Below are 13,560 nucleotides of genomic sequence, written 5' to 3'. Positions count from 1 at the left end.
GTCCCCCGGGCAGACAGAAAGGCCGGTGCGGGGGGCACCGGCCTTTCCGCGTCTTCGCAACGGTTGTTACATCGCCGAGGCCGGGACGAACGTGTAGCCGGCCGCCTGGATACCCGTCACGGTGTCCTGCAGGTAGCTGACGGGCACGTACGGGTGGAAGAAGAAGCTCGCCACACCGTCCCGCACGACCTTGTTGAGCTCCGCCGAGGCCACGATGTCGGCCGCCAGGTGCGCCGGGTGGTTGTTGAACGGCTCCAGCTCGATGTTGCCGATGTTCTCCGGCACGGTCAGCACCCCGTAGATGTCGCGCACCGTGTAGGGGAAGAACTGGCCGAAGATCCGCGTGTTGTCCAGCGTGCCGCCGCGCAGCGCGCCGACGGGGTACAGGCCGCGGTCGTAGCGGGTCTGGAACGTCGCCGCGACGGCCTTGTTGGCGGCGTCGGAGCCGGCGTAGTGCGGGAACTCGAAGATGGTCGGCTTGGCGAGCCCGGCAGCCGCGAACGCCGCGAACGCGCCGTCGATGCGGCTCTGCGCCCAGGCCTGCGAGTCGGTCGGCACCGGGCCGTCGTAGATGACGTTGTTGCTGACCGGGTCGACGTGTGCGGTGTAGAACTCGAAGTCGTCCGCGCTGACCCCGTTGTACGGGTTGATCATGCTCTCGTACTGGTGCGTGTAGCCGTGCATCAGCAGGGTGCCGCCGTGCGACTGCATGTACTTGAGCTCGGCCACGACCAGGGGACGGTCCGCGAGGGTGTAGTCCTCGGCCACGCCGCCGGTGTTGGAGCCCAGCGGGTCGCGGTAGCGGGAGTAGACGGCCACCGAGAACGGGATGTTCTTGCTGTACAGGTAGTTGGTGATCGCCCGCAGCTCGCTCGGCTCGGCGTCGGGGCCGACGTCCTCGATGCGGACCAGGGCCCGGTGCCGCTCGGTCGTAGCCAAAGCGAGCACGTCGAAGAGCATGTCGGAGAAGGCGACGTACCGGTCGTCGGCGCTGATGTAGGAGAACGGGATCTCACCGAGGTAGGTGAAGTTGCCGGACCGCACGCCCCACGACATCGAGGTGCCGTCGGCGCGGACCGCGGTCGCGACCGGTGTGGCCTTGGTGGCGTCGCTGATCGTGGTGTCCATGATGCCGGCGCCGTTCTGCGGGTCCCGGCTGAAGTTCTTCGCCTTGTACTGCACCTGCGACACCGACGACACGTCGAAGCTGGTCCAGGTGAAGCCGTGGTTCGCGACGAAGTTCGGGTCGCGGGCGGTCAGCTGCCAGATGTTGTCGTAGATCCAGACGACCGGCTTCGTGGTCGCGGTCACGTCGTCGAGGAACGCCAGCGGCAGCGGCTCGTCGTACGTGCTGCCCAGGTAGACCACGGCCTGGAACTGCTCGAGCTCGCCGGCCACGTAGCTGGTCACCGGCTGGGCGGTCCAGTCACCGAAGTGGGAGCTGAGGTTCGCGGTGGCGATGGCGTACTGCTCGCCGAGGAAGCCGTAAGGGCCGGTGGTGTCGTACAGCACCAGGGTCTTGCCGGTGGCGCCCGGGATGCCGGCGCCGTTGACGCCGTTGGCGATCGGCGTGGCCGGCGTGGTGACGACCGTGCTCGGCGACGCCGGGGACGTGTTCGCGGCGGCGTCGGCGGCCTGGACGGTGAAGGCGTAGGCGGTCAGCGGCGACAGGCCCGTCAGCGTCACGCTGTTGACGGTCGAGGTGACCACGGTCGGTCCGCCGCTGACGGTGTACTGGGTGACGCCCACGTTGTCCGTCGAGGCGGCCCAGGTGAGGGTGACCCCGGTCGACGTCAGGGCGCTCGCCACCGGGGCACCCGGCGCGCTCGGCGCGATCGTGTCCGGCGGCGGGGGCGGCGTCAGGGTGGTGAACGCGGCCTCGGCCGACGCGGCGGAGACGTTGTTTGCGGCGTCGACGGCCTTGACCGTCACGCTGTGCGCGGTGCTCGGCTCGAGCCCGGCGAGGGTGGTGGAGGTGCCGGTGACGGTCGCCTTCAGCGTGCCGTTGTCGAACACCTGGTAGCCGGTGACGCCGACGGCGTCGGTGGAGGCGCCCCAGCTGACCGTGGCGCCCGTGGTGGTGACGTCGGTGACGCTCGGCGTGCCCGGCACGCTCGGCGCGACCCGGTCGGTGACGCCGGTGGTGAATGACCACGTGTAGGTCGACGTGCTGACCTTCACCGTCATCGTGTACTTCGTCGACTCGGCGAGCGCGGCCCGCGGCGTGAACGTGAACGTGTGCGTCGGCACGTCGTAGGCGTAGTACGACGCGACGGTCGCGCCGCCGCTGGTCTTGACGAACGAGTACCGCAGCGCGGCCGGGTCGACCGGGTCGGCGTAGGTGATCGTCGGGCGGACACCGACGGCAACGCCGGTCGTCCCGTTCTTCGGCGTGACCCCGCTGACGGCCGGCCCCGCGGCGTAGGCCGCCGTGCCCAGGCCCCCGGCGGCGATGGTGCCGACGATCGTCGACGCCACCAGCTTCACCACAGTGCGCACAGGTGCTCGCTTTCGCTTGAGTTTCGGGTGTACTGGTCGCAGCGGCCCCGGCGTGGGTGCCAGGGCCGCTGCGCGGGATGGTTCAGCTGAAGCTGACGCAGGTGACCAGTGCGGTCACGACGTTCGAGCTGCCGCTGTGCGAGAAGGTGAACTGCCAGGTCTTGCCATCGGTCGACTGCTTGCCGCTGGTCAGCGACACGTTCCCGGAGCCGGACTCCGACCAGGTGCCGAGCATCGCGATGCCGGCGTTGTCGCAGGTGACGTTCAGCGTCGGCGCCGAGGTGCCGCTGTTGATGTTGAGCGTGCCGGGCTTGGTCCCGCTGGTCGCCGTCACCGTGGGCGTGGCGCCCTTGATGTTGGCGGTCTGCGTCCAGGTGGTCGCCGCGGTCTTCTTGTAGACGTTGGAGGTCGCGGTGTCGAGGTACAGGTCACCCACCGCGCCGTTCGCACCCGCCGGGGCACCCGTGCCGGTCAGCCAGACCGAGCCGTTGGCACCGGCGGCGCCGGCCGGACCGGCCGGACCCTGCGCGCCGGTGGCGCCCTGCGCACCCGTCGCGCCCGTCGCACCGGTGGCGCCGGCGGCACCCGCGGCACCGGCCGCGCCGTCCTTGCCCTTGAGCGAGGACAGCCACTCCTCCGGCGAACCGGAGAAGGCGTTCATGTCGACCGCGAGCTGGTAGGCGTCCTTGCCGTCGACGCCGTTCACGCCGACCAGCGAGGCGAGCCACTCCGCGGGCGTGCCGATCGTCGGGTCATTGGCGAGGGCCACGTCGTAGGCGCTGAGACCGGGCATGCCCTGAATCCCCTGGACGCCCTGGATGCCCTGGTCGCCCTTCTCGCCCTGGGTGCCTGCGGTGCCGTCGGCGCCTGCCGCGCCGGCCGCACCGTCGGCGCCTGCCGCGCCGGTCTCGCCCTTGTCGCCCTTGTCGCCTTTCTCGCCCTTCTCACCCTGCGGGCCCTGGGCACCGTCGGCGCCGTTGATGCCGGGGATGCCCTGGAGGCCCTGCTCGCCCTGCGCGCCGGTCTCGCCTTTCTCGCCCTTTTCACCCTGAGCGCCCTGGGCACCGGCCTCGCCCTGAGCGCCGGTCTCGCCCTTCTCGCCCTGCACGCCCTGGGCGCCGGTCTCGCCCTTCTCGCCCTTCTCGCCCTTCTCGCCCTGCACGCCCTGGGCGCCGGTCTCGCCCTTCTCACCCTGAGCGCCCTGCGCACCGGCGGCGCCGGCCTCGCCCTGAGCGCCCTGGGCGCCGGTCTCACCCTTCTCGCCCTGGGCACCCTGGGCGCCCGTGTCGCCCTTCTCGCCCTGCGCACCTTGAGCGCCCTGGGCACCGGCGGCGCCGGTCTCGCCCTTCGCACCCTGAGCGCCGGCAGCGCCCGTGTCGCCCTTGGCGCCAGCGGCACCAGCGGCACCAGCGGCACCCGTCTCGCCCTTGGCGCCGGCGGCGCCGGTCTCGCCCTTCGCGCCCTGGGCACCGGTCGCGCCCTGGGCACCCGTGGCGCCGGTCGCTCCGGTGGCACCGGTCGAACCCGTCGCGCCGGTCGCACCCGTGGCACCCTTCGCGCCGGCCGGGCCGGCCGGGCCGGTGGCGCCCGGCAGGCCCCGTGCGCCGGTCGCGCCCTGGGGACCGGTCGCACCGGTGGCGCCGGTCGCGCCCTTGGCGCCGGCCTGGTTCCACTGGACCATCTGCTCGCTGTTCTTGCACCGCGTGCCGGCCTGGTAGTCGATGACCCGCAGCGCGCTGGTGTTCTTGTCGCGGCAACCGGTGATGACGCCGGTGTTGCTGGCCGGAATGGCGCCGAAAGCGGCGGAGCCGACACCGACGAGCACAGCCGCGGCGGTCGCACCGATGGCGGCGATCTTCTGCTTCTTCGAGCGGAACACGCAGTTCTCCTGGTTCTGTTGAATCGGGGCGGTACTTGTGTCGGTGACGACTTGCTTCGCTATTTGGTGGTGACGACGACGCGTTCGGACGGCTTCAGCTGCTCGGGATTCGGCGGCGGCTGCAATTCGCTGCGGCTCGCCGGCCGGGAGACGACTCCGGCGTCGGCGGCCGGCGTACGGTGCGCCGCGGCCAGGTAGATCACGGCAGCCAAGGCCACCGCGACGACCGCGGCTCCGACGCCGATCACTGCTTTCTTCAGCACGAAGACCCCCGGTTTCCGCCGTCGCACGGCATGCTTGAGAAACCCTCGAATGGTCGAGGGCAAAGAAAAGGAATGGCTGTGGTTCAGCGATTCATTGCTGCGCCTGAGGGCGCGTGGATACGCACACCGGTTCTCCCGCGGTAGTCACCTGACCGGGTCCGGTTTCGCCACTGGCTCCCCACCGGACCAAACTGGCGACCAAGGACGCCCGGTGGATCATCGCTTTCCCCGCCAGCCCTGAATGGCTGGTCCACTTAAGGTAGCCGCCAGGGTGCGGTGAGGTTGTCAGCAACCGAGTAGCACCCTGCCGACCCGGTCGGATGACACCCGGCGCCACGCCGTGCCGGGGTGGTTACGTGCCGTGATTGGATCCGGGCGTACCGGCGCAAACCGCCACCCAGTGGACGGCTGTCAGGTGGCGTCTGGGCGCAGGGGTTGCGCCGCCTCCTGGAGCAGGGCGAGGCGGGTCGAGCCGAGGACGACCGCGGCCACGGCCAGCCGCCAGACGACGATGCCGAACTCGGTCACCGTGTAGTGCCCCGTGCCGAAGCGCCCGCTCACGCCCTCCAGGCCAGGGAAGCTGACGACCAGCATGATCGCAGCCGCGGCGGCGGTCGCCGGGGGCAGCCACCGGCGGCGGGTCTGCTCGAACGCGACCCACGTGGCGATCGCGAGCAGCACCGTCCCGGCGATCAGGATCATCGCCACGGTCAGCGACACCGGGCGGTGACCGTCGAGGCGGCTCGCGTCATAGATGCCCCAGCCGGTCCATTCGACGCCGCCGCGCAAGAGCAGCGTCTCGCCGCTCTCGGCGACGCCGGTGTTGTCCTCGCTGGCCCACGGCATGCTCATCGCGAGCACCGCGCCCAGCGCGCCGACAAGCGCGACGACACGGGCCCCCATGCCGGCCGAAGTGAACTCGGCGCGCTGTGGTGCGGTCATGGTCGTAGACCGTAATGGATACACCGGTCCACCGGTCCAGCCAGGTCGGCCCGCCTCAGCGCTTGCGCCTGCCGCCGAGCTGACGGTAGCCGGGGTGGACACCTGGAGTGAGGCCCTGCTGGTCGGCGATGCGCTGCAGGAGCCCGGCGAGCTGCGTGCGCTCCTCAGGGTCCAGGGCGGCGCACAGATCGTCGTCGTGGGCGCGGGCGAGCTGCCGCATCTCCATGAGCACCTGCCGGCCGCCGTCGGTGAGGTGCAGCGCGTGATGCCGCCGGTCGGTCGCGCCCTGCCGCCGCTCGACCAGCCCCTTGTGATCGAGCGTGTCGAGGATCGCGACGACCCGGCTCGGCACCACGCCCATGTCGGCGGCGACCGCCTGCTGGCTGCGTCCCGGCGCGACGGCGATCATGCGCAGCAGCCCGACCTCCGGCGGTGTCAGGCCGAGGTCTTCGACGCGCTCGGCGAACCGGCCGGCCGCGTGCGCACCGACCTGCGCGATCAGGAACGCCGCGCCCTGCGGGGGTTGCCCGGGACTACTCACCCCGCTAGTGTACTGAATAATTCACTCCAGTGAACCATTCATTCTACTGAAGGGATGTTCGATGGTCACGCAGGCCACCGCCCCCCGCACTGCCCCCCGTGTCGCCCAGGGCGGCCCGCCGCTCGGCGTCCTCGGCATCGTCGTCGCCGCCCTGTTCGTCGCCGGCCTCGTGCTCAGCACGGCGCTCGCGGGTGGCACACCGTTCCCGTCGCCGTTCGGCGAGGCGGGCCCGATCGTCGCCTACTTCCAGGACCACGACGTCGCGGTGCGCGTCGGCGGGGCGTTCCAGTTCGGCGCCGCGATCCCCCTCGCGATCTATGCCGCGACCGTCTCGTCCCGGCTGCACCACCTCGGCATCCGCGCCCCCGGTGCCACCATCGCCCTCGCCGGCGGCCTGCTCGCCGCCACGTTCCTGGCCTGCTCCGGCCTGATCAGCTGGGCCCTGTCACAGCCCGGCGTGACCACCGCGCCCGACCTCATCCGCCCGTTGCAGCTGCTCGCCTTCGCCGCCGGCGGCCCGGGCCACGTGGTGCCGCTGGGCCTGCTGCTCGCCGGGATCGCCGTGCCGGGCCTCCTCGCCGGCCTGCTGCCCCGCTGGCTCGCCTGGGCCGGCCTGGTCATCGCCGCCGTCGCCGAGCTCGCGACCCTGAGCCTGCTGCTCGAGGGCGCCGCCTATCTCCTGCCGGTTGCCAGATTCGCCGGTCTGGCATGGCTGATCGCAGTCGGTTTCAAGCTCCCCCTCCACCGACCCCGGCTCAACGGCTGACAGGTCCCGCCACACCCCAGCACTAACGTGCCCGCCATGGCCATCCCCGACCGCGTGCCGATCGCGCACGTCCGCGGCTACCGCACCAGCCACATCGGCCACTACACCGGCGGTCAGTTCTTCGGCTCCGTCACCGCCACGACGGAGCCCGGCGCCGGCGCCGAACCCGACTGGCGCCCACACAAGCGCTGGTATTCCGTCCTGCACCGCTTCGACCCGACCGGCACTCACACCGGCTCGGAGATCTGGTTCGCGGGCACCAGCGAGAAGGAACGCGCCGCCGTCAAGCGCGCCAAGGCCCACCTCACCGAGCAGATCAGGGCCCTGCCCGGCCACACGTTCGGCAACATCGCCATCGAGCTCTTCCACGTCGAGTTCGACGGCCACATCTTCGGCCTCGTCGACGGCTCCGACCTGTCCGCCGGCCACGACCACGCCGAGTTCCTGCCAGACACCCTCGGCTTCGACCCGCCCTGGGACGGCATCTACGACACCTGACACCCCACGGGCCACCACCACGCACTGCCTCGCGAAGCCGCCGCGGCGCCGACAGCGCCGCAGAGCACCGACGGCGCACCGGCGGCGCACCGGCCGGCAAGCGTCAGCGCAGTGGCCGGCAGAGTCAGGGCGGCAGTGGCCGGCGGGCAGCGCTCTCGCACAGCTGCCGGCATTGTCGGCGGTCGAACGGGAGGCCGGCGCGCTGGAACGTCAGGGCGACGCTGCCATTGCGGGGATCCCACGGCGACGGGTTGTCGACCAGTGCGGCCAGGACGAGCCGCTGCGTCCCGCTGATCGGATCGCCGGGGCCGCGGCCGGTGAACGCGGCCTGCAGCAACGACCCCCACGTCGAGTCGAACCCGGCCCAGCCCGGCCGTCCGTACGATCGCCGCGGCCGGCACGGCGATGCGTTCGAAGCGTTCCACCCGGGCGACGAGCGCGCCTATCAGTTCGGGGAGCGTGCAGGCCTGCGCGGCCGCCGTGCCGGACGCGGCCTCGTGCAGCGCCCGCACGAGCACGTCGGTGGCGGCGCCGGAGCGGGCGACGGCCGGTGCCAGCGCGGCGGCCACCTGCACCTGAGGGTCGCCATGGGTCAGGAATGGCCTCGCGGTCCCAGGATTCGAGGGCGGCCAGGTGGGCCGGGGTGTCCGTGGCTCGTCCATACGCGTGACGCAGGACGAACCAGTCGATGCCGGGTCGGCTTGTGGGTATCGGCAAAAATCACTCGCATGGGTAGTCCTGTCCCTGCTCCCTCCTGGACCGTCACGCTCATCTGCGGCGCGTCTGGTGTCGGCAAGTCGCACGTCGCGATCGCGTTGGCCCGCCGGTACGGTGTGCCGCTCGCCGAGGTCGATGACATGGTGACCGTTGTCAAGGCGCTGACCACGCCCGAGCAGTCGCCGACGCTGCACCTGTGGGACACGAACGTTGCGGCGCGGCAATGGACGCCGGCGCGGATCGTCGAGCACACGATCGCTGTGGCGGAGGCGATGCGACCTGGGATCGAGGCCGTCATCACCGATCACCTCGAGTCCGCGGCGCCGGTTGTCATGGAGGGCGACTACCTGCTGCCGGACTTCGCCGCCGGCTTCGGCGACAGGGTCAGGACGGTGGTGATCTCCGAGCCGGACGAGGATCAGATCGTCGCGAACTACCTGTCCCGCGAGTCAGCTGCGGCAGAGCAACGGCTCCGCGCCATCGTGAGCGCCCGTTTCGATGCCGAGCTGTCGATCCGGGCCGCACGGATCGGCGTCCCGGTCGTTCCCGCGCGACCCTGGTCGGACAGCGCCGACCGGGTTGATGCGGCCCTGCGGCACGAGCGCTGATGTTCAGGATGTCTCTGGTACGGCGGTGGCCTGCGGTGATGTGGCAGGGCCGGTGCGGAAGGCCAGCCTGGCTGCGTCCATCGCGGTTCGGAGTTGGCGTAGAGCGTAGGGCCCGACTCCATGCAGTGCGTGTATCTCGGTCTCGCTGAGTTCGGCGACCTGTTCGAGGCGGGTCACGCCGTGTGCGGTGAGTGCGCGGGTCGCGGCTGCGCCGAGGTGTGGCAGCGGGATGCCGGGCTGCGGCGCCGGCCGGTCGAGGCTCGGCCGGGGATGACCCTCGTGGTCCAGCACGGCGGCGCCGCGCGCCGAGAGCCGGTAGCCGATGTCGAGTGATTCGGTCAGGCCGCGTTCCTTGAGTTTGCGCACGTTCTGTTTGAACGCCGGGGTGTCACGGCCCAGCCGTTGTGCGAGGTCGGGTGCCCGGGTGGCCGGGAGTTCGTCGATCAGCAGGAGCGTTGCCCGGGTCCAGGGCCCGGTCGGCGAGGCGCGGTCGAGCCGGTCGAGCCACGCGACGATCGTGTCGATCTCCGCGGCGTCGGGTGTCGCCTCGCGCAGCGCGTGCCGCGGGTCGTCGCCCGCGTACCGTAGCCCGATCCGGTACACCGGCCGGTCGGGATGGAGACGGTCCAACCCCTGCCGGAGCGCGGTCAGCGACGCCGCGCCGGCCCGGTGGGCGTCCGCGGCCGTCAGCGACCTCACCGGCACCCGGTCGACGGACGTGATCTCGACCAGCCCGACCGCGGTACGCATCCGGGTACCGACCTTGACACGAGGCCGCTCCCACCGGCGGAACGCCACATCGACCTCGCCGGCACGGATCGCCGCCAGCTCCGCGGGACGCATCTGCATGCCCTAGTCCAACACATCGCCGTGCGCCCGGGGGTGGCGGCTTCCGTACCATCCCCACATGCCACCGAAGAGAGTGCTGGATCAGCACATTGCAGTGTTCGGTGAGAGCGGCAGCGGCAAGACCGTCCTGCTCTCCTCGTTCTACGGCGCCACGCAGGAGGCCCATTACCTGCAGAAAAATCTGTTCGACGTGGTGGCGGATGACGTCGGCCAGCACACCCGGTTACATCAGAACTACCTCGGCATGAAGAACTCGGCGCGGCGCCCCGCGCAGACCCGGTTCACCGCCACGTCCTACGCCTTCTCCGTCAAGCTGCGGGATTCCTCCGACGGCGCGGTGAAGGCAAGGCCGTTCGACGCGCTGCGCGTCATCTGGCACGACTACCCGGGTGAGTGGTTCGAGCAGGCGGTGGACGGGCCGGAGGAGGCCCAGCGCCGGGTCGGCACGTTCCGGTCGCTGCTGGGCTCGGATGTCGCCTTTCTGCTGGTGGACGCGCAGAAGCTGCTGGACAACGCCGGCGAGGAGGAGCGGTACCTCAAGTCGCTGCTGGCAAATTTCCGCACCGGACTGCTGTCGATCAAAGATGAGCTGCTGGAGGACGGCAAGCCGCTCGTCGAGTTCCCGCGGATCTGGGTGATGGCGCTGTCCAAGGCCGATCTCCTCCCGGACATGGACGTGTACGAGTTCCGGGATCTCCTCACCGACAAGGCTGGCGACGACCTGGACGAACTGCGCAAAGTGATCGCCGGGCTGGTGGAAGCGAGCGACGCGCTGTCCGTGGGTGAGGACTTCGTGCTGCTCTCGTCCGCGAAGTTCGAGACCGGCAAGATCAAGGTGACCGAGCGCATCGGCCTGGACCTGATCCTGCCGATGGCTGCCATGCTCCCGTTCGTGCGGCACGTCCAGTGGCACCAGGCGATGCAGCTCCCCCGGAAGGTGGCCGAGAATCTGCTGAGCAGCGCCGGAATGCTGGCCGCCGCGCTGATCTCACGCAAGAGCTGGTTGCCTGCACCGATCGAGAATCTGCTGAGTTTCGTCAATCCCGATCTCGTGAACGAGGCGGCCAAACTGGCCGGGGACAAACTCCGGAGAATCAACTCCGAAGCGCTGACCCGACATGATCACCTTGCCGCCACATTGTCCGGCTTCCGGATGGACCTGGACCTGGGCGAACGGGAGCATGTCCTGCTCCGGAGCCGTCGATGAGCATCATCTGGGCCACTCGCGGGCGGACCTGGGGGTTCCGGTTCCTCCTCAAGGGCGGATTGAAGGATCCGCTGCTGGAATACGAGGATGCCTTCGCAGGGGCGGGGGATGACACGGAGATCTGCCACCGGGCCGGCGCGAGGGTAGCGCTGCGTTTCCCGGACCCACTGGACCGCGAAGACGCGGCCGGCCGGGTGATCCCCCACGAATTCGTCGTCTCCGGTCCCCTGGCCGATGAGATCGAATCGGTCGAGGACGGCCGTCGGGTGGTGTGGAATCTGCCCGAGGTGGCCGACACGTTCGAACGGATCTGGGATTCGCCTGAGCCGCCGCCGACTCACGGATGAGTGGTGGTTGATACGAAGGGGGCCGCCATGCATGCCCGTGCCGGCAGCTACCGCGACCGCGGTTGGCCCGACGACACACCCGAGGACCTGCTCCAGGGCTACTTCGAACTGCTCCACAGGACGAACGATCTGGAGCGGATGGTCGTCTGTGCCACCGACAGCGACCGTCACCGGCGTCTGCGCGAGCACACCGGCGGCATCGGTGCCGCGCTGACGGAGACGACCGCGACGCAACAGCTGCTGCTCGGCCAGCACCCCGTCGACCTCGGCCCGATCGCCAGGGTCGCGGTCCATCGAGAAGCGCTGCTCGCAAGCCGCCCGTACCTGCCGGCCAGCATCCCGGCGATGTGGCTCCGACTCGGCAACGTCGACCGCGCCGAGGCGATCATCTGCGCAGGCCGGCGGGCCGAGCCGATGCCGGCCGACCTGGCGAAGCTCGCCGGGGTCATGGCGGAGACCGGCCGGCCGGACCGCGCGAAAGCCATGATCGCCGAAGCGGTCGCTGGGGCGTGGGCGGTGACCGACCGCGACCGCCGCCGCAACGCCGTGCTCGAGGTCGCCGCCGCCGCTGTCGGCCTCGTGGACCAGGCGGAGGTCGATGCGCTGTTCGCGGAGGCGGAGCGGCTGTCCACGCTGGAACAGTGGCCGGTCTCCCAGGTCTCCAGTCTCGCGCATGCGGCCCGCGTCGCGGCGGACGCGGGCTGCCTGGACCGCGCCCGGGGCATGATCCGCCGAGCCAGGAGCTTCGCCGACGCCATCCCCGAGACCATTTCCCGCCCGGGTGCCTTGTCCTCGATCGCGTTTGCCCTGGCGACCGTGGGCGACCTCGACGAGGCCGAGGCGATCGCGCGCGGCATCGAGCCGGCCGACGACTGGAACGCGCAGGCGGCCCTCTACTACGTCGCCCGTGCCGCCGCGCGGTCCGGCGAAACGGACCGGGCGGCGGCCCTCGCCGCGCGCATCGACGGGTACTTCGGGGAGATGGCTCTGGCCGAGGTCGCGGGGGCGACCGCCGCCGGTGGAGACCCGCTGCAGGCCGGGGACATCGCCCGGTCGGTCCCCGACGCCGACCAGCGTGCTCAGGCCCTCGCGGACGTGGCCCACGAGTTGATCGGGGTGGGTGACCTGGAAAGCGCCACCGCGCTGCTCGACGAGGCGGTGACCGCCCTCGGCCCGTCCGGCGCCGCGGTCAAGGACGTCGGGGTCGCCCTGGCGCGGGCCGGACGCGCGGGCAGCGGTGTCGCGCTGATCTGCGCCATGCCCCGTGCCCGCGACCGGGCAGAAGCGCTCGCCGGGGTCGCGCGGGCCGTTGCGGAGGCCGGCGACACCGGACACGCGACCGCGCTCATGTACGAGGCCGAACGTGCCGCGTGGACCGACGACAGCGTCGCCCCGTCGACCGACCGGGAGCTGGGGCTCGTCGCCCTGACCGAGGCGGTCGCCGCCACCGGGGACCTCGACCGGTCATTGACCGTCGCCACGCTGATCGTCATCGGGGGCCGGCGGGAGCTGGCCGTCGGCAGAGCCACCCAAGTGGCGACGAGCGGCGATCCGGCGCGCCGGGAGTCGGTCGCCCGCGCCGCGCTCGGGCCGTACTGGCAGACGCAGGCCCTCACGTCCATCGCCGCCGACGATCCGCAGCGTGCCGGAGACCTGCTGCGCGATGCCGAACAGCAGGCCGGTACCGACGCCGAATCCCTGGCCGCCGTCGCCGTCGCGTACGTGTCCGCCGGTGACATCGCCCGGGCCCGGACGCTCCTTGACCGGATCGAGATTGACGGCCTGGAACTGGATGACGAGCGCGTCACGGTGGTCAGGACGTTCGCTGCCGTAGGCGACCTCGACCGCGCCACCAGCCTCGTCTCCACCATCGAGAACGACCAGCATCGGTGCGCGGCGCTGTCGGAGATCGCGCTGGCGGCCGTCGAACGTGGTGACACGGCCCGCGCAGAAGGCCTCGCCGGTGACATCACTGGCCTGGCCATTGCGACGGAGGAGCTGTACTGGCCGGCTCAGGCGTACCTGATGGCGGCAGAGATCTATCAGCGGTGCGGCGCGGACGACCGGATGCACACGTCGGCCGCGCTCGCGGAAGCCTTCGCCCATGGCATCGCGAACGACCATGCCCGCTCCAACGCGCTCGTGGCCGTCGCCCGCTTCGCGATCGCGATCGGAAGACCGGATCACGCCGAGGCGCTCAGCCGCGCGATCCCCGACCCGGGCCGGTCGGCGCGGGTGCTGGTCGCCCTCGCGGACGCGGCACCACCGGACCGGACCCCTCACCTCGTCGGCGCGGCGCTGTGCACAGGGCCGTGGTCGGCATATGTCGACCTGCTCCCGCACCGCCATCCATCTGTCGTAACGGCCATCGCCGACGAAGTCCTTGCGACCGCCGCACCCGGCGACAGGACCACCCGGCGCCGTGGAGGGTGACGACGGCAGGG

At 71.1% G+C, this 13,560-nt stretch carries 13 protein-coding genes; 6 read left to right on the top strand and 7 right to left on the bottom strand.

The features are described 5' to 3' along the window. Positions 1-66: 66 nt before the first annotated feature. The 5 genes from AB0K00_RS34295 to AB0K00_RS34275 all read right to left on the bottom strand — a co-directional run bounded on the left by AB0K00_RS34295 (position 67) and on the right by AB0K00_RS34275 (position 6,124). Complete coding sequence (locus AB0K00_RS34295; RefSeq protein ID WP_363529108.1) at positions 67-2,499, bottom strand: DUF2334 domain-containing protein; 2,433 nt, start codon at positions 2,497-2,499, stop codon at positions 67-69. 82 nt (positions 2,500-2,581) lie between these two features. Then, complete coding sequence (locus tag AB0K00_RS34290; protein ID WP_363529105.1) at positions 2,582-4,378, bottom strand: exosporium protein; 1,797 nt, start codon at positions 4,376-4,378, stop codon at positions 2,582-2,584. A 59-nt stretch (positions 4,379-4,437) separates the two neighbouring features. Continuing rightward, on the bottom strand, positions 4,438-4,704 hold the full coding sequence (locus tag AB0K00_RS34285) for a hypothetical protein (RefSeq protein WP_363529103.1): 267 nt from the start codon (positions 4,702-4,704) through the stop codon (positions 4,438-4,440). Between the two features lie 348 nt (positions 4,705-5,052). Further along, on the bottom strand, positions 5,053-5,583 hold the full coding sequence (locus AB0K00_RS34280) for a hypothetical protein (RefSeq protein ID WP_363529100.1): 531 nt from the start codon (positions 5,581-5,583) through the stop codon (positions 5,053-5,055). A gap of 55 nt (positions 5,584-5,638) precedes the next feature. Further along, positions 5,639-6,124 (bottom strand): MarR family winged helix-turn-helix transcriptional regulator, encoded by a 486-nt coding sequence (locus AB0K00_RS34275; RefSeq protein ID WP_363529098.1) that lies wholly within the window; start codon positions 6,122-6,124, stop codon positions 5,639-5,641. Between the two features lie 61 nt (positions 6,125-6,185). Between AB0K00_RS34275 and AB0K00_RS34270 the strand changes: the two genes are divergently transcribed. Together AB0K00_RS34270 and AB0K00_RS34265 are read left to right on the top strand one after the other, a co-directional pair. Continuing rightward, on the top strand, positions 6,186-6,890 hold the full coding sequence (locus AB0K00_RS34270) for a DUF4386 domain-containing protein (protein WP_363529095.1): 705 nt from the start codon (positions 6,186-6,188) through the stop codon (positions 6,888-6,890). Positions 6,891-6,926: 36 nt separating this feature from the next. Beyond that, positions 6,927-7,388: a hypothetical protein gene (locus tag AB0K00_RS34265; RefSeq protein ID WP_363529092.1), complete on the top strand. Its 462-nt coding sequence runs from the start codon at positions 6,927-6,929 to the stop codon at positions 7,386-7,388. A gap of 124 nt (positions 7,389-7,512) precedes the next feature. Here the strand turns inward: AB0K00_RS34265 and AB0K00_RS34260 are convergent, their stop codons facing one another. After that, on the bottom strand, positions 7,513-7,725 hold the full coding sequence (locus AB0K00_RS34260; protein WP_363529089.1) for a hypothetical protein: 213 nt from the start codon (positions 7,723-7,725) through the stop codon (positions 7,513-7,515). Here AB0K00_RS34260 and AB0K00_RS34255 point away from each other — a divergent pair. Continuing rightward, positions 7,706-8,713 (top strand): isopentenyl transferase family protein, encoded by a 1,008-nt coding sequence (locus tag AB0K00_RS34255; protein WP_363529086.1) that lies wholly within the window; start codon positions 7,706-7,708, stop codon positions 8,711-8,713. The genes AB0K00_RS34260 and AB0K00_RS34255 overlap by 20 nt on opposite strands. A 3-nt stretch (positions 8,714-8,716) precedes the next feature. Here the strand turns inward: AB0K00_RS34255 and AB0K00_RS34250 are convergent, their stop codons facing one another. Then, positions 8,717-9,562, bottom strand: a complete 846-nt coding sequence (locus AB0K00_RS34250) for a hypothetical protein (RefSeq protein ID WP_363529083.1) — start codon at positions 9,560-9,562, stop codon at positions 8,717-8,719. Positions 9,563-9,620: 58 nt separating this feature from the next. Between AB0K00_RS34250 and AB0K00_RS34245 the strand changes: the two genes are divergently transcribed. Genes AB0K00_RS34245 through AB0K00_RS34235 form a run of 3 tightly spaced genes read left to right on the top strand, consistent with a single transcriptional unit; the run spans position 9,621 to position 13,549 of the window. Next, on the top strand, positions 9,621-10,769 hold the full coding sequence (locus AB0K00_RS34245) for a hypothetical protein (RefSeq protein WP_363529080.1): 1,149 nt from the start codon (positions 9,621-9,623) through the stop codon (positions 10,767-10,769). After that, on the top strand, positions 10,766-11,116 hold the full coding sequence (locus AB0K00_RS34240; RefSeq protein ID WP_363529077.1) for a hypothetical protein: 351 nt from the start codon (positions 10,766-10,768) through the stop codon (positions 11,114-11,116). Before AB0K00_RS34245 ends, AB0K00_RS34240 begins: the two co-directional genes overlap by 4 nt. 27 nt (positions 11,117-11,143) lie before the next feature. Continuing rightward, positions 11,144-13,549, top strand: coding sequence for a hypothetical protein (locus tag AB0K00_RS34235; RefSeq protein ID WP_363529074.1), 2,406 nt, complete (start codon positions 11,144-11,146; stop codon positions 13,547-13,549). Positions 13,550-13,560 lie beyond the last annotated feature (11 nt).

It is taken from the genome of Dactylosporangium sp. NPDC049525 (genome assembly GCF_040676755.1).
In the GTDB taxonomy this organism is placed as follows: Bacteria; Actinomycetota; Actinomycetes; order Mycobacteriales; family Micromonosporaceae; genus Dactylosporangium.
The sequence above is the reverse complement of the archived record's forward strand: the minus strand, read 5'-3'. Positions and strand labels throughout refer to the sequence as shown.